Origin of the sequence: Sulfurifustis variabilis (genome assembly GCF_002355415.1) — a bacterium.
Taxonomy (GTDB): domain Bacteria; phylum Pseudomonadota; class Gammaproteobacteria; order Acidiferrobacterales; family Sulfurifustaceae; genus Sulfurifustis; species Sulfurifustis variabilis.
Window position 1 is genome coordinate 701,087 of sequence record NZ_AP014936.1, and the last position, 19,215, is coordinate 720,301.

The following is a 19,215-nucleotide window of genomic DNA, read 5'->3' on the forward strand; positions in this document are numbered from 1 at the left end:
ACGTCCGTGAACGGCGGACGGTCGGCGACATCGACGATCCACGTCGTCGCCGGTCTGTTGCTTGACCGCGACCGGATCTTCATCACGCGTCGTCCGGACGGTCGCCATCAGGGCGGCAAATGGGAGTTTCCGGGAGGGAAGGTCGATGTCGGCGAGGCCCCGCTGGACGCATTGCGTCGCGAGCTGCACGAGGAGCTCGGAATCGACGTGCAGGAAGCGACGCCGTATGCACGAAGCCGACACGCGTATCCCGACCTGGCTGTTCTTCTCGATGTCTGGCGTATCCTGCGATACGACCGGACGCCGCACGGACGGGAAGGGCAGGAGGCGCGCTGGGCAGAGGTCAGCGAGCTGAGGCCCTCCGAGTTTCCGGCCGCGGATCGCCCGATCCTGCGAAGGCTTCAGCTTCCCGCGCTGTATGCCATCAGCGATGTCGCCCGGTTGGGCCAAGACCTGTTCGCCGAACGGCTCTTGCGCGCCCTGGAAGGGGGCGTCCGGCTGGTGCAACTGCGAGAGCCGGGCCTCGGCCCGGACGGCCTCCTCGCCTGTGCGACGAAGATGTCGGCGCTCTGCCATCGCTTCGGCGCGAAGCTCCTCGTCAATGCCGATCCCGAACTGGCCATAACGGCCGGGGCGGACGGTGTACATTTGAGCAGCCGACGGCTCAAGGCCATGCGTGCGCGGCCGCTGGATCCCGATTTGTGGGTCGCCGCTTCGTGCCACGATCTGGAAGAGCTCCGCCACGCGCAGGCGATCGAAGCGGACTTTGCCGTCGTGTCCCCGGTCATGGCGACGTCGAGCCATCCCGGCGCTTCCCCGCTCGGCTGGGCGCGCTTGAGCGAGCTCTGCCGGGCGGTTTCGCTTCCCGTCTATGCGCTGGGGGGGATGGCGCCCCGTGATGTGGAGCAGGCCCGGCAGGCGGGCGCGCACGGCGTTGCCCTGCTGAGCGCCGCGTGGGCAAGCGATTTCGGAAGCAGCGTGAAGGGGTTGCGCGGTTAGAGACTCGTGCCGGCCAGGGCGAGGTATCTCCGGTGCAATCGCTCCACCGCCGGGCCAAGGGACGACGGGTCGCCGGTGTTGTCCAGTACATCGTCCGCGGCGGCCAGGCGCGCCTGGCGGCTCGTCTGCGCGCGCATGGTCGCCATCGCGTCCTCTTCGGAAATTCCGCCCCGCGCCACGGTGCGCGCGATCTGCTGCTGCTCGCCTGCATCGACCACGAGGATGCGATCGACGCGGTACTCGAAGTCGGTCTCCAGCAGCAATGGCACCACGATGACGGCATACGGCGCCGACAGGGCGTTCAGGCGCCGATCGACCTCCTCTCGTATGCGCGGGTGCAGAATCGATTCGAGCGCGCGCCGTTCCTCGGGGTCGGCCAGCACGCGGGAGCGGAGGCGCGGGCGGTCGAGCGTCCCGTCGGGCAGCAGCATCTCGGGGCCGAAGCGTGCGGCGATCTCAGCGAGCGCCGGTGCACCCGGAGTGACGAGCTCCCGTGCGATAGCATCGGTGTCGACGATCGGCACGCCGTGACGTGCGAACAGGCCGGCCACGGTCGACTTGCCGCTGCCGATACCGCCGGTGAGGCCGATACGCAGCATCCGTCAAGCTTAGCGGAGGTCTCTCAGGCCGGAAACCGTGCAAACTGCAGATACGCCCGGGTGATGGTGTCGCCCCAGAGGAGCGCGACCCAGCCGGCGAGACACAGGAAGGGGCCGAACGGAATGGGAAGGCTGCGATCGCGGCCGCGCAGCAGGATGAAACCGAGGCCGATCAAGGCACCGAGGAAGGACGACAGCAGTATGACCAGCGGCAGCTGCTGCCACCCCAGCCATGCGCCGAACGCGGCGAACAGCTTGAAGTCGCCGTAACCCATGCCCTCGCGGCCCGTGAGCAGCTTGAATCCCTGGTAAACCAGCCAGAGGCTGAGGTATCCGGCGAATGCGCCGATGACCGCCGAAGAAAGCGACACATAGGTGCCCGCGAGATTCAGCCCGAGCCCGAGCCACAGGAGCGGAAGCGTGATGTCATCGGGCAGGAGCTGATGGTCGTAGTCGATGAAGCTGAGAGCGATCAGGGACCAGGTCAGCAGCAGGGCGCCGAGGGCGGCGAGCGAGAAGCCGAAGTGCCAAGCGACGGCAGCGGACAGGAGGCCCGAGACGAGCTCCACGGAGGGATAGCGCCAGGAGATCGGTTGCGCGCATTCCGCGCACTTGCCCCGCAACCACAAAAACGACAGGAGCGGGATGTTTTCGATCGCGGAGATGCGATGCCCGCAGCGCGGACAGCGTGAACGCGGCACGACGAGGTCGTAGCGTTCCGTCGGCTCGACCGGCTGTCCGGCGAGCTCCTGGCATTGGGCCCGCCAGCGGCGCTCCAGCATGATCGGAAGCCGGTGGATGACGACGTTCAGGAAGCTCCCGACGAGAAGACCCAGAACACCGGCGAGCAGGGACAGTGCAGCCGGGTAGGCGGCGAGCATTTCGGCGAACGGGTCGAAGTACGCTAAGAGATGTGAACCAGACAAAGGGGATTGATTATACGACCGAGCCCATTTTGAAGATGGGCAGGTACATTGCTACGACCAGGCCGCCGATAACCACGCCGAGGAACGCCATGATGATGGGCTCAAGCAGGCTGGAGAGTGCGGCAACCGCGTCATCGACCTCCCGCTCGTAAAAGTCGGCGACTTTGCCGAGCATCGTGTCCAGCTCACCGGATTCCTCGCCGATCGCAACCATCTGCACCACCATGTTCGGGAAGAGTCCGGTCGCGTTCATCGCCGCCTGCAACTGCATGCCTGTGCTGACGTCCGCCCGTATCGCTTGCGTGCCCTCGTAATAGATACGGTTGCCCGCTGCGCCGGCGACCGACTCGAGCGCTTCCACCAGAGGGACGCCGGCGGCGAACATTGTGGCGAGCGTACGCGAAAAGCGGGCAATCGTGGCCTTCTTGATGATCTCACCGACAATCGGCGCTTTGAGGGTCAGACGATCGACCGCATGCTGCATTTTGGGAGAGCGTCTGTAGGTGTATCCGACCGTGACGATCGTGCCGATAATCGTGCCGAATATGAGATACCAGCTGTCGCGGAACGCGCGCGAAAGACCTATGACGAACTGGGTCAGCGCCGGCAAATCCGCCCCAAAGCCCTTGAACAGATCCTCGAACTGGGGAATGACGAACATCAGGAGGATCGCGGTGATGATGAACGCGACGACGACGACGGCGGTCGGATAAAAGAGCGCGGATTTGATCTTTCCCTTGATCGCCTCGATCTTTTCCTTGTAGGTCGCGACCTTGTCGAGGATGTTGTCCAGGATGCCGGCCTGCTCCCCGGCGGCGACCAGGTTGCAGTAGAGCGCGTCGAAATAGAGCGGGTGCTTGGAAAGGGCGGCCGTGAGGTTGGTGCCGGACTCGATGTCGTTCTTGATGCCGAGAATCAGCTCCTGCATAGAGGGGTTTTCGTGGCCCTTGCCCACGATCTCGAAGGACTGCGCGATCGGAATGCCGGCCTGCAACATCGTCGCGAGCTGGCGCGTGAAGATGGCGATGTCTTTTGGTTTGATCTTCTTTTTTTTGAGCGACCCGAGCGACTTGCGGCGCTTCGCCACCTTGACGGGATTGATGCCCTGTCGCCGAAGGGTGGCGTTGACGAACGCGACGCTGGCCGCCTCCATCTCGCCCCTGACTTTTTTGCCCTGCTTGTCGACGCCTTCCCAGGAATAGGCGTCGAACTGGGGCTTTTTTGCGGCGACGGCCATTATTGGTTGGTCACCGCCTCGACTTCCTCGAGGCTCGTGATGCCGTCGCGCACCTTGCGCAGTCCGGAGCGCCGCAGGTCGGAGACGCCTTCTTTTTCCGCCTGCAGCTCGATGTCCCGCTGGTTGCCGCCGCGCATGATGATGTCGCCCATCGCCTCCGAAACCGGCATCACCTGATAGATGCCCACCCGCCCTTTATAGCCGTTGTTGCAGGCGTCGCAACCGACGGGTCCGAAGACGGTCAGACCGTCGAGCTCGTTTTGCCGAAAGCCGGCCTTGATGAGGGCCTCGGGGGGAACCTGGATCGGCGCCTTGCAGTTGTTGCACAGCCGGCGGCCGAGTCGCTGCGCGATGATGAGGTGCACCGAGGACGCGATGTTGAACGGAGGCACCCCCATGTTGACCAGGCGGGTCAGGGTCGCGGGGGCATCGTTCGTATGAAGCGTCGACAGCACCAGGTGGCCGGTCTGCGCCGCTTTGATCGAGATCTCGGCAGTCTCGAGGTCGCGTATTTCACCGACCATGATGATGTCGGGGTCCTGGCGGAGAAAGGCGCGAAGCGCCCCGGCAAAAGTCAGGCCTGCCTTCTCGTTGATGTTCACCTGGTTGATGCCCGCCACGTTCATTTCCACCGGGTCTTCCGCGGTGGAGATGTTGGAGTCGGCGGTATTGAGGATGTTGAGGGCGGTGTAGAGGGTTACCGTCTTGCCGCTGCCGGTCGGTCCGGTCACGAGCACCATGCCGTACGGCCGGTTGACCGCCTCCAGGAACGCCTCTTTCTGCTCGGCCTCGAAACCCAGTTTGTCGACGCCAAGCGTCGCCGATGTCGGGTCGAGGATACGGAGCACCAGCTTTTCGCCCCAGAGGCAGGGCAGCGTGCTCACACGAAAGTCGATCGCGCGGTTCTTGGAGATGCGCATCTTGATGCGGCCGTCCTGCGGTACCCGGCGCTCGGCGATGTCGAGCTTGGAGAGGATCTTGATGCGTGCCGCGATGCGGCTGGAGAGGGCAAGCGGGGGGTTCGCCACCTCGTGCAGAATGCCGTCCATCCGGTAGCGCACGCGGTAGGTCTTTTCATACGGTTCGATATGTATGTCCGATGCGCCCTTGTTGATGGCGTCCATCAGGACCTTGTTCACGAACTTGACGATCGGCGCTTCGTTGACGCCCTCTTCACCGGCAGGAGCGGCATCCTTTTCCTCCTGTCCCGCGACGATCTCGAGGTTTTCGAGACTGTCGTCCGACGCCATGTCCATCAGCGTCGTGTCGTTCGCCTCCAGGCACTTCTCGAGGGCGGTGACGAGCTTGTCTTCCTCTACCAGGATCGGATCGGTGCCAAGGCCGGTATGGAACTTGATCTCGTCGAGGGCCTGCAGGTTGGTCGGATCGCCCACGGCCACGTAAAGGCGTGTGCCGCGTTTGAACAAGGGCAGGACGCGATGCCGACGCAGGATCTTCTCGTCGACCAGCTTGACGGGGGCGCTGTCGAGGTCCAGCGCGTTGATGTCGAACAGCGGAACGCCGAATTCCTCGGACGCGATCCGGGCCACCGTGCCCGCATCGAGCTTCTTGCTTTCGACCAGGCGGCTGACGAAGGGCATCTTGCTGGCGAGCGCCTCCGACTGAATGCGTTCGGCGTCGGTCGGCGTGAGGAGATTATCGCGGACCAGCCGGAGCGCCAGTCCGCTGAGATTCGTGGTGGGATTGACCGTCGCCATTGCTTGTTGGTTCTGGGTGCCCGGCGTGCTGCGAATACAAAAAATACTAGTGCACCCCACAAGGGCGCGCCAAACCGCTCCTGCAGTAAATCACGCCCGATTCGCGGATGCCTTCCGCATCAGTCGCGCCGGGTGGTCCGTATGTCGGGATCGCGGGTCGGCCGCGGAAGTTGCGGCAGGCGCCCCTCGTCCGGTGCCTCCGCGTGCGGGCGCCATATAGAGAATAGACCGGGAAGCGGATTGATCCACGTCAACACGACGGCAAAATCGACCGGTAAGCTCGTTGACTGCCGTTCCTTAGCTATTTAGAATCGGTCTAAATCGAGCACTGCTTCGATTGTTTCATTTCCAAGTCAACAGGTTGCTGTCGAAAAACCCCCAGAGGAGCGAAATCCGATGAAGTCCCTGAAAGGAACCAAGACCGAAGAGAACCTCAAGTACGCCTTCGCCGGCGAGTCCCAGGCGAACCGCCGGTACCTCTACTTCGCTTCGAAAGCGGATGTCGAGGGCTACAACGACGTCGCGGCCGTATTCCGCTCTACCGCGGAAGGGGAGACCGGCCACGCCCACGGACACCTCGAATACCTCGAGCAGGTGGGCGATCCGGCGACCGGTCTGCCGATCGGCGAGACGTCCAAGAACCTGAAGGCGGCCATTGCGGGCGAAACCCACGAGTACACGGACATGTACCCCGGCATGGCGAAGGCGGCTCGTGACGAGGGCTTCGAGGAGATCGCCGACTGGTTCGAGACCCTGGCCAAGGCGGAGCGCTCGCATGCCAACCGCTTCCAGAAGGCGCTCGACACCCTCGGCAAGTAACCGGCAAGACAGGACGAAAACCGGGCCGGCGTCCGCCGGCCCGGTTTTCTCCGGCAGGAATCGCGAACCATGAGCACCAAAGCACCCGAAGGCCGGCGCGAGGGAAGTCTAGAGGCCCCGACCCGCCATCCGCTGGATTGGACCAACCCCTCGTTCTACGACGAGGAGGCGCTCTTCAAGGAACTGGAGCGGGTATACGACATCTGCCACGGTTGCCGGCGCTGCTTCAGTCTGTGCAATGCGTTCCCCACGCTTTTCGACCTTATCGACGCATCCGATTCCATGGAGCTGGACGGCGTCGCGAAGAAGGATTACTGGCAGGTGGTGGACCACTGCTACCTGTGCGACATGTGCTACATGACGAAGTGCCCCTACGTCCCGCCGCACGAATGGAACGTCGATTTCCCGCACTTGATGCTCCGGGCGAAGGCGGTGAAGTTCAAAAAGGGCGAGACCCGCGTCCGCGACAAGTTTTTGACGAACACCGATGCGGTCGGCCGACTGGCCGGCATACCCGTCGTTACCCAGGCGGTCAACGCCGCGAACCGCAGCCCGACGCTGCGTCGCGCGCTCGAAAAGGTCGCGGGCATCCACGCCGACGCCGTCCTGCCGGAATACCACAGCGACACCCTGCGCAAGCGGGCCGGTCGCCGCCCGCAGACCGGCGAGGCCGCCGAGCCGACCGCCGCCACGCGCGGGCGGGTCGCACTCTTCGCGACCTGCTACGGCAATTTCAACGCGCCCGAGATCGGTGAGGATCTCCTCGCCGTCTTCGAGCACAACGGCATCGCCACACGGCTGGCCGAGAAAGAACGCTGCTGTGGCATGCCGAAGCTCGAGCTCGGCGACCTCGATGCCGTCGCCCGTGCGAAGGAGGCCAACATCCCGGTGCTGGCCCGGCTCGTCGACGAGGGCTGGGACATCGTCGCGCCGGTACCGTCGTGCGTGCTCATGTTCAAGCAGGAGCTTCCGCTGATGTTCCCCGACGATTCGGACGTGGCGAAGGTGCGGGATGCGATCTTCGACCCGTTCGAGTACCTGGCGCTCCGGCACAGGGAGGGGAAGCTGCGCACGGACTTCCGCAACCGCCTGGGCAAGATCGCGTACCACGTGCCCTGCCACCTGCGCGTGCAGAACCTGGGCCTCAAGACCCGCGAGGTGCTGTCGCTGGTGCCGGGGAGCGAGATCGAGGCCATCGAGCGCTGCTCGGGACACGACGGCAGCTACGCGGTCAAGAGCGAGTTCCACAAGGTGTCGATGAAGATCTGCCGGCCGGTGGTGAGCAAGGTCGAGGCGATGTCGCCGGATTACTACGCGAGCGATTGCCCGATGGCCGGGCACCAGATCGCCAACGGTCTCAAGAGCGGCCAGGGACCCACGCACCCGCTCACGCTGCTCCGCCAGGCTTACGGTATCGAACGGAGGATTTCATGACCGGTCTCAACATCCAGGAAGCCGCCATGCAGAAGCTCAACCCCGACGACCTGTACTCGCTCGAGCAGTACGCGCGCGTCCGCCCCGACTTTCGGCGCGAGGTACTCGACCACAAGAAGAACCGGCAGATCGCCATCGGCCCGAATGCGACCCTGTACTTCGAGGACCGGCTGACCATGCAGTACCAGGTCCAGGAGATGCTGCGCATCGAGCGCATCTTCGAGCCGGAGGGGATCGCCGAGGAGCTCGAGGCGTACAACCCCCTGATTCCCGACGGCAGCAACTGGAAAGCGACCTTCATGATGGAGTATCCGGACATCGAAGAGCGCCGTGCGGCGCTCGCGCGCCTGAAGGGCGTCGAGGACCGCGTCTGGATGAAGGTCGACGGGTTCGAGCGGGTCTACGCGATCGCCGACGAGGATCTGGAGCGCGAAGACGAGAACAAGACGTCCTCGGTACACTTCCTGCGTTTCGAGCTCGCGCCCGAGATGGTGCGCGCAGTCAAGCAGGGCGCCGCCATCGCCGCAGGCATCGATCACGAGGCCTACCGCCAGTCGGTCGATCCGGTTCCGCCCGCCGTCCGCGACTCGCTCGCCAAAGATCTCAGCTGACGCCGCGCCCGCGCGTTCGCGGCTCGAACGGCTGCGGCGCGTCCTGTATACTCGCGCCCGTGCCGAGGGGTACGCGCGCCAGCTGTCCATGAGATTTTCGCGATCGATCGCGATCGGCCGTCTGGTCGCGGGCATCGCCCTGATCCCGGCGTCCGTCGTCGCCGGTCCGTACGATCCACCGGAGCCCGGCCCACAATTCGATCCCGGTGCCGTGGAGGCTTGGCGCGAGAGTGCGGTCACGATCCCGGCCTACCCGGACGACCGCGACCTGCTGCCTGTGACGCTCACTGCACGCGACACCCTGAAGCTCTATCTCGACGAGAGATCGATCACGCGCGATGCGGACGGCGTCGCGCGCTTCACGATGGTGGTCGAGTCCGAGCGCGGGGCGCGCAACGTCTTTTACGAGGGGCTGCGCTGCGAAACGCGTGAGTACAAGACCTACGCCATCGGGACGCGCGGGCGGGCTTTTCAGCCGGTGAAGGAGCCGCACTGGCAACCGATCCCCTTGTCGGGGATCAACGCCTTTCGATATCACCTGTACAGGCACTACGTGTGCAAGGACGATACCGCCCGCGCGCCAGGGGATGTGGCGAGAGCGATTCGCAACGACTGACGCCACGCCATCACGATGAGCACCGTTTACGATTCCTCCCCCGTCGAGGCGGGCACTTCGAAAGAGTCCGGTGGACTCTTGCGCCGCCGAGCGCCCGGCCTGGGATGGACGGGCCGGCGCTCGAGCGCTGGCGAGCGCGTCTCGCCAGGGAGGCCAGCATGAGTACCGTCTACGACTCGTCGGCTATCGAGGTCCTGACGGGGCTCGAGCCGGTACGCCGGCGCCCCGGCATGTACACCCAGACCGAGCGGCCGAACCACCTCGCGCAGGAGGTGGTCGACAACAGCGTCGACGAGGCCATCGCCGGTTACGCGAAGCGCATCGACGTCGTGCTGCATGCGGACGGCTCGCTGTCGGTCGAGGACGACGGCCGCGGCATGCCGGTCGACAAGCACAAGGGCGAGAAGGTTTCGGGGGTCGAGGTGATCCTCACGCGCCTGCACGCGGGCGGGAAGTTCTCGAACAAGAACTATACCTACTCCGGCGGCCTGCACGGCGTCGGCGTCTCCGTCGTCAACGCGCTCTCGAAGAAGCTCGAGGTGCGCGTGAAGCGCGACGGCAAGGAATACCGCATGACCTTCGCGGACGGCCAGAAGACGTCCGAGCTGCGCGCCGTCGGGCAAGTGCCGAAAAAGGCGACCGGCACGACCTTGCGGTTCTGGCCCGACGCGCAGTTCTTCGACACGCTCAAGTACAGCATTCCGCGGCTCAAGCACCTCCTGCGCGCCAAGGCGGTGCTCTGCCCCGGCTTGCACGTCACGTTCAAAAACGAGCAGGACAAGAAGGACGACGAGGAGTGGCAGTACGAGGAGGGCCTCAAGGACTACCTGCTCAATGCGCTCGACGACATCGAGCTCGTCCCGGAGGAGCCTTTCCTCGGGCACTTCAAGGGGCCGAACGAAGAGGTCGACTGGGCGATCGTCTGGCTGCCGCAGGGCGAGGAGCCGCTTCTCGAGAGTTACGTGAACCTGATCCCGACCCCGCACGACGGCACGCACGTGAACGGCTTTCGCACGGGGCTCACCGAGGCGCTGCGCGAGTTCTGCGAGTTCCGCAACCTGCTGCCCCGGGGCGTCAAGCTCGCGCCCGAGGACGTGTGGGGGAAGGCCGCGTACGTGCTCTCGCTCAAGATGCGGGAGCCGCAGTTCTCCGGGCAGACGAAGGAGCGCCTCACCTCGCGCGATGCCGCGGCCTTTGTCGCGGGCGTCACCAAGGACGCGTTCAGCATCTGGCTCGCGCAGCACGTCGCGGACGCCGAACGGATCGCGCAGCTCGCGATCGAGAGCGCGCAGGTCCGCCTGCGCGCGGACAAACGCATCGAGCGGAAGAAGATCGGCACCGGCCCCGCGCTCCCCGGCAAGCTCGCCGACTGCACGAGCCAGGACCTCTCGCGCACGGAGCTGTTCCTGGTGGAGGGCGACTCGGCGGGCGGCTCGGCCAAGCAGGCGCGCGACCGCGAGTTCCAGGCGGTGCTGCCGCTGCGCGGCAAGATCCTCAACACCTGGGAGGTCGATTCGGGCGAGGTGCTCGGAAGCCAGGAAGTACACGACATCGCCGTCGCTCTCGGGGTCGATCCGGGCGCGAGCCACGTGGATGGCCTGCGCTACGGGAAGCTTTGCATCCTCGCCGATGCCGATTCCGACGGGGCGCACATCGCGACGCTGTTGTGTGCGCTCTTCGTGAGGCACTTCCGGCCCCTGGTCGAGGCCGGGCGCGTCTACGTCGCCATGCCGCCACTCTTTCGCATCGACGTCGGCAAGGACGTGTACTACGCGCTCGACGAGGACGAGAAGAAGGGCGTGCTCGGGCGCATCCAGGCGGAGCGGCGCCAGGCCAGGCCGACGATCACCCGCTTCAAGGGTCTCGGCGAGATGAACCCGATGCAGCTGCGCGAGACGACGATGGCGCCCGACACGCGCCGCCTGGTGCAGCTCGAGCTCGGCGACCTGAAGGGTACCCAGAAGCTTCTCGACATGCTGCTCGCCAAGAAGCGCGCGGCGGACCGCAAGGCGTGGCTCGAGAAGAATGGCAACCGCGCCGATATCCTGGCGTGAGGCCGCGGTGAAGACATAGCTCATGGCGAAGAAAGGGACAGGCAGATCCAAGAACGGCAAGCGTCGGGCCCCCGAGACGCGCCAGAAATCGCTTCCGCTCGATGCGCGCCCGCGCGTCGTCGATGTCGAGCGGCTCCCGCTCGCGAAGTTCACCGAGAAGGCGTACCTCGACTACTCGATGTACGTCATCCTCGACCGCGCGCTGCCCTTCCTCGGCGACGGGCTCAAGCCGGTGCAGCGACGCATCATCTACGCGATGTCCGAGCTGGGGCTCTCCGCGGCGTCGAAGCACAAGAAATCGGCGCGCACCGTCGGCGACGTGCTCGGCAAGTACCACCCGCACGGCGACATGGCGTGCTACGAAGCCATGGTGCTCATGGCCCAGCCGTTCAGCTACCGCTATCCGCTGATCGACGGGCAGGGCAACTGGGGTTCGCAGGACGACCCGAAGTCGTTCGCGGCCATGCGCTACACGGAATCGCGCCTGACGCGCTTTGCGCAGGTGCTGCTGGCCGAGCTCGAACAGGGCACCGTGGAGTGGGTGCCGAACTTCGACGGAACCCTGCAGGAACCGAAGACCATGCCCGCGCGGCTGCCGCACGTGCTGCTCAACGGCACGACCGGGATCGCGGTCGGCATGGCGACCGACATCCCGCCGCACAACCTGAGGGAGGTGGCGGCCGCGTGCGTGCGCCTGCTCGAGGAGCCGAAGTCGACGGTGGCCGATCTCCTCAAGCACATCAAAGGCCCGGATTACCCGACCGAGGCGGAGATCGTGAGCGCGACCGCCGACCTCAAGGCGATCTACCAGACGGGCACGGGCACCGTGCGGTGTCGCGCGAAATGGGAGCGCGAGAACGGGGAGATCATCGTCACGGCGCTGCCGTACCAGGTTTCGGGCGCCAAGGTGCTCGAGCAGATCGCTCAACAGATGCAGCAGAAGAAGCTGCCGATGGTCGAGGATCTGCGCGACGAGTCCGACCACGAGAACCCGACGCGCCTCGTGATCGTGCCGCGCTCGAACCGGGTAGACCCGGTCGAGCTCATGGACCACCTCTTCGCGACAACCGACCTCGAGCGCACCTATCGCGTCAATCTCAACATGATCGGCCTCGACGGCCGGCCGCGCGTGTACAACCTGCGCGACCTGCTCGCCGAGTGGCTCGAGTTCCGGACCGAGACGGTGCGCCGGCGCCTGCAGTACCGCCTGGACAAGGTCGAGGCGCGGCTGCACATCCTCGCGGGCCTCCTCGTCGCGTACCTCAACCTCGACGAGGTGATACGTATCATCCGGCGGGAGGACGAGCCGAAGCCGGTGCTCATGAAGCGCTTCAAGCTCACGGACACGCAGACGGAGGCGATCCTCGAGACCAAGTTGCGGCACCTGGCCAGGCTCGAGGAAATGAAGATCCGGGGCGAGCAGGACGAGCTCAACCGCGAGCGCAAGGATCTCCAGAAGACGCTCGGCTCCAAGGCGCTCCTCAAGAAGCGCGTTCGCGACGAGATCATCGCGGACGCAGGGGAGTTCGGCGACGCGCGGCGTTCACCCCTCAAGGAGCGGGCGGCGGCCAAGGCGATCGACGTGACGCAGCTTCTGCCGACCGAGCCGATCACGGTGGTGCTCTCCGAGAAGGGCTGGGTGCGTGCGGCCAAGGGTCACGAGATGGACCCGCGCGCGCTCGACTACAAGGCCGGCGACCGGTTTCTCCAGGCGGCGCGCGGCAAGAGCAACCAGCTCGCGATCTTCCTCGACTCCACCGGCCGCAGCTACTCGCTCCCGGCGCACAAGCTGCCGTCCGCGCGCGGGCACGGCGAGCCGCTCGCGGGCAGTCTCAACCCGCCGCCCGGCGCGACCTGGGCGGGCGTGGTCATGGGCGATCCCGAGGATCTCTACCTGCTCGCCTCGGACGCGGGCTACGGCTTCGTCGCGAAGCTCGGTGACCTGATCGCGAACAAGAAGGCCGGCAAGGCGATGCTCAAGGTGCCGAAGGGCGCGAAGGCGTTGCCGCCGCAGCGCGTGCCGAGCTACGAAGACGACTGGCTGGCCGCGGCGACGAACACCGGACGCATGATCGCGTTTGCCGTCGGCGACCTGCCGCGGATGGAGAAGGGGAAGGGCGAGAAGATGCTCGGCATCCCGGGCGCGAAGGTGGCGAAGCGCGAGGAGTACCTCGCCGCGGTGGCCGTCATCCCCGAGGGCGGCCGCCTTCAGGTCCAGGCCGAGAGCAAGGAGCCGAAGACCCTCGGCTGGAAGGATGTCGAGAAGTACATCGGCGAGAAGGGGCTGCGCGGCAACAAGCTGCCCAAGGGATACCAGGACGTGAAGGCGATCGAGCGGGTCGAGTGACCCGAACCGGGCCGTTTGCGCACGGCCACGGACCCGTGGCCCCTGACGTGCAACTCGGGTCTGTCGGGCGCCGGATCCCGTTACAATTCCGTCCATGCGCATCGCCGCGATCCTCGAATACGACGGCTCCCGGTTTGCCGGCTGGCAGCTGCAGACCGGGAAGCGGACCGTGCAGGGCTGCGTCGAGGAGGCGTTCTCGAAGGTCGCCGACGAGCCGATCCGGGTGACCGTCGCCGGCCGCACCGACGCCGGGGTGCACGCCTGCGCGCAGGTCGTCCACTTCGATACGAGCGCCGCGCGCACGAGCTACTCGTGGGCGCGCGGCGCGGTCAGCAACCTGCCGCCGGAGATCGCCGTGCTCTGGGCGGGTCAGGTCGATACGGGCTTTCATGCGCGTTTCTCCGCGACCGGGCGGCATTACGGCTATTTCATTCTCAACCGTCCGATCCGCCCGACGTACCTCGCAAAGCGGGTCACGCACGAATATCGCCCGCTCGACGTCGAACGGATGCAGGCGGCTGCCCGGCACCTCGTGGGAACGCACGACTTCAGTTCCTTCCGTTCCGTGGAATGCCAGGCAAAGTCGCCCACGCGCGAGCTGCGTGCCCTTACGGTCGATCGCCGCGGCGAGCTCGTGCGCATCCACGCCTACGCGAACGCCTTCCTGCATCACATGGTCCGCAACCTTGCGGGCGTGTTGACGGACATCGGGGCAGGCGAGCGTGCGCCGGAGTGGGCGCGGGAGGTGCTGAACGCCCGGGACCGTACGCGCGGCGGGGTGACGGCACCGCCGGACGGGCTCTATCTCACGGCCGTGGAATACCCGGAGGCGTTTCGCCTGCCCCGGCTTTCGGCCGGCCCGGGGCTCTGGTAAGCTCCCGCGGCTTTTTCCCATGCGTACGCGCGTGAAAATCTGCGGAATCACCCGTGTGGAGGACGCCCGGGCGGCCGCGGATGCGGGGGCGGATGCCATCGGTCTCGTGTTCGATCCGGACAGTCCGCGGTGCGTGACGCTCGAGCAGGCGCTCGCGATCATCAATTCGGTTCCGCCGTTCGTGACTGTGGTTGGCCTCTTCGTCGATTCCCCCGTCGAGCGCGTGCGCGCGGTGCTCGAACGCGCGCGCCTCGGCCTCGTGCAGTTCCACGGTGCGGAGACCCCGGAGCAGTGCCGCCTGTACGGCCGGCCCTACGTGAAGGCCATCCGCATGCGCGGCGGCGTGAACCTGCACGCCGAGGAGCGGCGCTACGCCGACGCCACCGGGCTCGTGCTCGATACCTACGTGCCCGGACAATCGGGCGGCTCGGGTCGCGCCTTCGACTGGGGCCTCGTCCCGGGCGATCTCCACAAGCCCGTGATCCTGGCCGGTGGACTGCACGCCGACAACGTCGGCGACGCCATCCGGAGGGTCCGACCCGCGGCCGTCGACGTGAGCAGCGGCGTCGAGAGCGCAAAGGGCATCAAGGACCCGCACAAGATCGCCGCTTTCATACGCGCGGTGCGCGAGGCGGCATGAACGCCTACGCATTCCCCGACGAGCGTGGCCACTTCGGCGCCTACGGCGGCATCTTCGTCGGCGAGACGCTGATGCAGCCGCTCATCGAGCTGCGCGAGGCGTACGGGCGTCTTCGCGCCGACCCGAAGTTCCAGGAGGAGTTCGCGGAAGACCTCCGTCTCTATGTCGGCCGGCCCTCGCCGCTCTATCCGGCGACACGCCTGACCGAGCGCTGGGGCGGCGCGCGCGTGTACCTCAAGCGCGAAGACCTGAACCACACCGGCGCGCACAAGATCAACAATACCGTAGGCCAGGCGCTGCTCGCGCGCTGCATGGGCAAGAAGCGCGTGATCGCCGAGACCGGCGCCGGGCAGCACGGCGTGGCGACCGCGACGGTCGCGGCGCGCTTCGGGCTCAAGTGCGTGGTCTACATGGGCTCGGAGGACATGAGGCGGCAGGCGATCAACGTCTACCGGATGAAGCTCCTCGGCGCCGAGGTGGTGCCGGTCGAGTCGGGCTCGAAGACACTCAAGGACGCGCTCAACGAGGCGATGCGCGACTGGGTGACGAACGTCGACGACACCTTCTATATCATCGGCACCGTCGCCGGCCCGCATCCGTATCCGCAGATGGTGCGCGACTTCCAGTCCGTGATCGGGCGCGAGGTGCGCTACCAGATCAGGGAGTTCGAGGGCCGGCTGCCCGATGCGCTCGTCGCCTGCGTGGGCGGGGGATCGAACGCGATGGGGCTCTTTTATCCGTTCCTCGACGAGCCTCAGGTGAAGTTGTACGGCGTCGAGGCGGCGGGCGACGGGCTCGAGACCGGACGCCATGCCGCGACGCTGTGCGCGGGTCGACCCGGAGTGCTGCACGGCAACCGCACTTACCTGCTGGAGACCGACGAGGGTCAGATCATCGAAACGCATTCGGTGTCGGCCGGGCTCGATTACCCGGGGGTCGGCCCGGAACACGCGTGGCTCAAGGACTCCGGTCGTGCCCACTACGTCGCGATCACCGATGCCGAGGCGATCGCGGCCTTCCACGAGACGACCCGCACGGAAGGGATCATGCCGGCGCTCGAGTCGAGCCACGCGCTTGCCTACGGCAAGCAGCTCGCCCGAGAGCTGGGCAGGAAGAAAAACGTCGTGATCAGCCTGTCGGGGCGGGGCGACAAGGATATCCATACCGTGGCTGCACTCGAGGGGATCAAATTCTAGTGTCGCGCCTCGCCCAGCAGTTCGCGATTTTGAAGAAGCAGCGCCGGACGGCGCTGATTCCCTACGTGATGGCGGGCGACCCGGCCCCCTGGATCACCGTGCCGCTCATGCATGCGCTCGTGCGCTCGGGGGTGAACGTGATCGAGCTCGGCGTCCCGTTTTCGGACCCCATGGCGGACGGTCCCATCATCCAGCGCGCGGCAGAGCGGGCGATCAAGCACCATATCGGGCTGAAGCGCGTCCTCGAAATCGTGCGCGAGTTCCGCACCAAGGATACGACGACGCCGATCGTCCTGATGGGCTACCTGAACCCGATTGAGGTGACAGGCCACGAGGCCTTCGCCGCCCAGGCCGAGGCAGCGGGCGTGGACGGGGTGCTGACGGTCGACCTGCCGCCCGAGGAGGCCCAACCGGTGCTCGCGGCGTTCGAGCGCCACGGCCTCGACCCCATCTTTCTGATCGCGCCGACCACCGGGCCGGACCGCATGCGTACCATCGCGCAGGCGGCCCGCGGCTTCATCTATTATGTATCCCTGCGAGGGGTCACGGGGGCGAGCCACCTGAACGTGAACGAAGTGAGCAGGAAGATCCAGGCGATCCGCCGGCTGACCGAGCTGCCGGTCGGTGTCGGGTTCGGCATCAGCGGTCCGGAGACCGCCGCGGAAGTCGCGCAATTCGCCGACGCGGTCGTCGTCGGCAGCGCCATCGTGCGGCGCATGGAGGAGAACGCGGCCCATCCCGAGCGCATCCTCGCCGAAGTCCCGTCCTTCGTGGGCCGCCTGCGCTCCGCGATGGACCGCGCGAGCGAAACCCGCGCGGCAGGAGGCGCGCGATGAGCTGGTTCGACAAGCTGATTCCTCCGAAGATCAAGAGCCAGGGCGGCGCGAAGAAAGGCGCGGTGCCCGAGGGGCTCTGGCGCAAATGCCCCGCCTGCGGCGCGGTGCTCTACTCGGCCGAGATCGAGAAGAATCAAAGCGTCTGCACGAAGTGCGATCACCATATGCGCATCGGCGCGCGCCGACGCCTGGAACTCTTCCTCGACCCCGAGCCGCGGGAGGAGATCGGCGCGAACCTGGGTCCGGTCGACGTCCTCAAGTTCAAGGATCTCAAGCGCTACAAGGACCGGCTGAGCGAGGCGCAGCGCGAGACCGGGGAGCGCGACGCGCTCGTCGTCATGCAGGGCGCTCTCCAGGGGCTGCCGCTGGTCGGCATGGCCTTCGAGTTCAACTTCATGGGCGGCTCGATGGGCTCGGTGGTCGGCGAGCGTTTCGTGCGCGGCGTGAACGTCTGTCTGGAACGGCGGATCCCGCTCGTGTGCTTCAGCGCAAGCGGCGGCGCGCGCATGCAGGAAGGGCTTTTTTCGCTCATGCAGATGGCGAAGACCGCGGCCGCGCTCACGCAGCTCGGGGAACGCGGCATTCCGTACATCTCGGTGCTCACTGATCCGACCATGGGTGGGGTGTCGGCGAGCCTCGCGATGCTGGGCGACGTCATCATCGCGGAGCCGAAGGCCCTGATCGGGTTCGCGGGCCCGCGCGTCATCGAACAGACCGTGCGCGAGAAGCTTCCCGAGGGCTTCCAGCGCTCGGAGTTCCTGCTGTCCCACGGCGCCATCGACCTCATCCTGGATCGACGGGAACTGCGTGAGCGCATTGCGCGCCTGCTCGCGACGCTGACGCGCGAGCCGCCGGCCGGCGTCGTTCGCGCCCCCGAGACCGATACCGAGCACACCTGACACGCGCCCGAACGTGCGCTCCCTCGGCGACTGGCTCGCCTGGATCGAGAAGCTCCATCCCCGGACGATCGAGCTCGGTCTCGAGCGCGTCGCGGCGGTGCTCGAGCGCATGGGCCTGCGCCATCCGCCGTTCACGGTCCTCACCGTCGGCGGAACGAACGGCAAAGGTTCCACGGTGGCGCTGTGCGACGCGATGCTGCGTGCCGCGGGCTATCGGGTCGGCGCCTACACCTCGCCTCACCTCATCCGCTACAACGAGCGCGTACGCGTCGACGGCGTCATGGCGACGGACGCCGAGCTGACGGCGGCCTTCGAGCGCATCGAGGCGTCGCGCGGACAGACGCCGCTCACTTACTTCGAGTACGGCACGCTCGCCGCATTGGACGTTCTGCGCGAAAAGGACGTCGACATCGCCGTGCTCGAGGTGGGGATGGGCGGGAGGCTCGACGCCGTGAACGCGGTCGATCCGGTGGCGGCGGTCGTGACCTCCATCGGCATCGACCATACCGCCTGGCTCGGACCCGACCGGGAAAGCATCGGGCGGGAGAAGGCGGGAATCTTCAGGGAGAACGTCCCCGCCGTCTGCGGAGACGCCGACCCGCCGCGCAGCCTGCTCGACGCCGCCCGCGAGGTGGGGGCGCGGCTTTACCTTCTCGGTCGCGATTTCGAGGCGGAGCCGGCGACCAACGGCTGGAACTTCCGTTTCGGGGCGCGCGTGCGCACGGGCCTGCCATACCCCCGGCTGCGCGGCGCCCACCAGCTCCGCAACGCGGCCGCCGCGCTCGCGGCGCTCGAAACGCTGACGGATCGTTTTCCCGTCACCCAGGCCCACATCCGCGAAGGGCTGGTGACGGCATTCGTCCCCGGGCGGTTCCAGGTTCTGCCCGGCGCGCCCACGGTGGTGCTCGACGTGGCGCACAACGTCGAAGCGGCCCGGGCGCTGGCCGAAACGCTGCGCCAACACCGGGTTGCCGGCCGCACGCTCGCGGTCTTCGGGATGCTGATCGACAAGCCGATCGCCGAGGTTGCCGCGGTGATGCGGCCGCTCATCGACGAGTGGCACGTCGCGGTACTCGACGGCGCGCGAGCGGCCACCGCCGAGCAGTCGGTACAAGCGCTGAAGCAGGGCGGGGTGGACAGACCCGTCGCCTGTCATGCCGGAGCGCATGCCGCCTTCGAGGCGGCCCGGCACGCTGCCGGCGCGGGAGACCGCATCGTGGTGTTTGGCTCGTTCTACACCGTCGGTGGTATACTGGCGCACCTCGATCCGGCGGGTAGCCCCTAGAATCAAGCCCGCCGCGGCCCACGGACCGGGCACTCAACAATGTAACGTGAAGCGGGCGCGCGCCTGTCCGTGACCCGAGCGAGTTGAAAGGCCAGGACGGTTCGTCGGCCATCTTCCGGACCCTT

17 protein-coding genes are annotated in these 19,215 nt (G+C 66.5%); 13 read left to right on the top strand and 4 right to left on the bottom strand.

The genetic code is table 11. The annotated features are described in order from the left end of the window. The first annotated feature begins 6 nt into the window (after positions 1-6). Positions 7-999 carry a Nudix family hydrolase gene (locus tag SVA_RS03465; protein WP_096458861.1) on the top strand — a complete coding sequence of 331 codons (993 nt, stop codon included), beginning with the start codon at positions 7-9 and terminating at the stop codon, positions 997-999. Here the strand turns inward: SVA_RS03465 and coaE are convergent. Genes coaE through pilB form a run of 4 tightly spaced genes read right to left on the bottom strand, consistent with a single transcriptional unit; the run spans position 996 to position 5,479 of the window. Further along, a complete protein-coding gene (coaE, locus tag SVA_RS03470; RefSeq protein ID WP_096458864.1) occupies positions 996-1,598 on the bottom strand; it encodes a dephospho-CoA kinase in 603 nt (200 codons plus the stop codon). The two genes, SVA_RS03465 and coaE, sit on opposite strands and share 4 nt — an antisense overlap. A 23-nt stretch (positions 1,599-1,621) precedes the next feature. Next, entirely contained in the window at positions 1,622-2,479 is an 858-nt protein-coding gene (locus SVA_RS03475; protein ID WP_096458867.1) for a prepilin peptidase, read from the bottom strand. 55 nt (positions 2,480-2,534) lie between these two features. Continuing rightward, positions 2,535-3,761: a type II secretion system F family protein gene (locus SVA_RS03480; protein WP_096458870.1), complete on the bottom strand. Its 1,227-nt coding sequence runs from the start codon at positions 3,759-3,761 to the stop codon at positions 2,535-2,537. Further along, positions 3,761-5,479, bottom strand: a complete 1,719-nt coding sequence (gene pilB / locus SVA_RS03485) for a type IV-A pilus assembly ATPase PilB (RefSeq protein WP_096458873.1) — start codon at positions 5,477-5,479, stop codon at positions 3,761-3,763. Before pilB ends, SVA_RS03480 begins: the two co-directional genes overlap by 1 nt. Positions 5,480-5,875: 396 nt before the next feature. Here pilB and SVA_RS03490 point away from each other — a divergent pair, with 396 nt between their 5' ends. The 12 genes from SVA_RS03490 (at position 5,876) to folC (ending at position 19,090) form a co-directional block, all read left to right on the top strand. Further along, entirely contained in the window at positions 5,876-6,298 is a 423-nt protein-coding gene (locus tag SVA_RS03490) for a rubrerythrin family protein (RefSeq protein WP_096458877.1), read from the top strand. A 69-nt stretch (positions 6,299-6,367) separates the two neighbouring features. After that, positions 6,368-7,732: a heterodisulfide reductase-related iron-sulfur binding cluster gene (locus SVA_RS03495; RefSeq protein WP_096458880.1), complete on the top strand. Its 1,365-nt coding sequence runs from the start codon at positions 6,368-6,370 to the stop codon at positions 7,730-7,732. Beyond that, entirely contained in the window at positions 7,729-8,343 is a 615-nt protein-coding gene (locus tag SVA_RS03500) for a DUF3501 family protein (RefSeq protein ID WP_197703352.1), read from the top strand. Before SVA_RS03495 ends, SVA_RS03500 begins: the two co-directional genes overlap by 4 nt. 88 nt (positions 8,344-8,431) lie before the next feature. Further along, positions 8,432-8,959, top strand: a complete 528-nt coding sequence (locus tag SVA_RS03505; protein WP_096458883.1) for a CNP1-like family protein — start codon at positions 8,432-8,434, stop codon at positions 8,957-8,959. Between the two features lie 158 nt (positions 8,960-9,117). Beyond that, positions 9,118-11,013: a DNA topoisomerase IV subunit B gene (gene parE / locus SVA_RS03510; protein ID WP_096462811.1), complete on the top strand. Its 1,896-nt coding sequence runs from the start codon at positions 9,118-9,120 to the stop codon at positions 11,011-11,013. 22 nt (positions 11,014-11,035) lie between these two features. Next, positions 11,036-13,360: a DNA topoisomerase IV subunit A gene (gene parC / locus SVA_RS03515; protein WP_096458886.1), complete on the top strand. Its 2,325-nt coding sequence runs from the start codon at positions 11,036-11,038 to the stop codon at positions 13,358-13,360. A gap of 94 nt (positions 13,361-13,454) precedes the next feature. Continuing rightward, positions 13,455-14,234 (top strand): tRNA pseudouridine(38-40) synthase TruA, encoded by a 780-nt coding sequence (gene truA / locus SVA_RS03520; protein ID WP_096458889.1) that lies wholly within the window; start codon positions 13,455-13,457, stop codon positions 14,232-14,234. A 19-nt stretch (positions 14,235-14,253) separates the two neighbouring features. Then, positions 14,254-14,874 (top strand): phosphoribosylanthranilate isomerase, encoded by a 621-nt coding sequence (locus SVA_RS03525; protein WP_096458892.1) that lies wholly within the window; start codon positions 14,254-14,256, stop codon positions 14,872-14,874. Then, positions 14,871-16,070, top strand: coding sequence for a tryptophan synthase subunit beta (gene trpB / locus SVA_RS03530; RefSeq protein ID WP_096458895.1), 1,200 nt, complete (start codon positions 14,871-14,873; stop codon positions 16,068-16,070). Before SVA_RS03525 ends, trpB begins: the two co-directional genes overlap by 4 nt. Continuing rightward, positions 16,070-16,906: a tryptophan synthase subunit alpha gene (gene trpA / locus SVA_RS03535; protein ID WP_096458898.1), complete on the top strand. Its 837-nt coding sequence runs from the start codon at positions 16,070-16,072 to the stop codon at positions 16,904-16,906. Before trpB ends, trpA begins: the two co-directional genes overlap by 1 nt. Then, positions 16,903-17,805, top strand: a complete 903-nt coding sequence (gene accD, locus SVA_RS03540; protein WP_096458901.1) for an acetyl-CoA carboxylase, carboxyltransferase subunit beta — start codon at positions 16,903-16,905, stop codon at positions 17,803-17,805. The genes trpA and accD overlap by 4 nt, the downstream gene beginning before the upstream one ends. 13 nt (positions 17,806-17,818) lie before the next feature. Next, on the top strand, positions 17,819-19,090 hold the full coding sequence (folC, locus tag SVA_RS03545) for a bifunctional tetrahydrofolate synthase/dihydrofolate synthase (protein WP_096458904.1): 1,272 nt from the start codon (positions 17,819-17,821) through the stop codon (positions 19,088-19,090). Positions 19,091-19,215 lie beyond the last annotated feature (125 nt).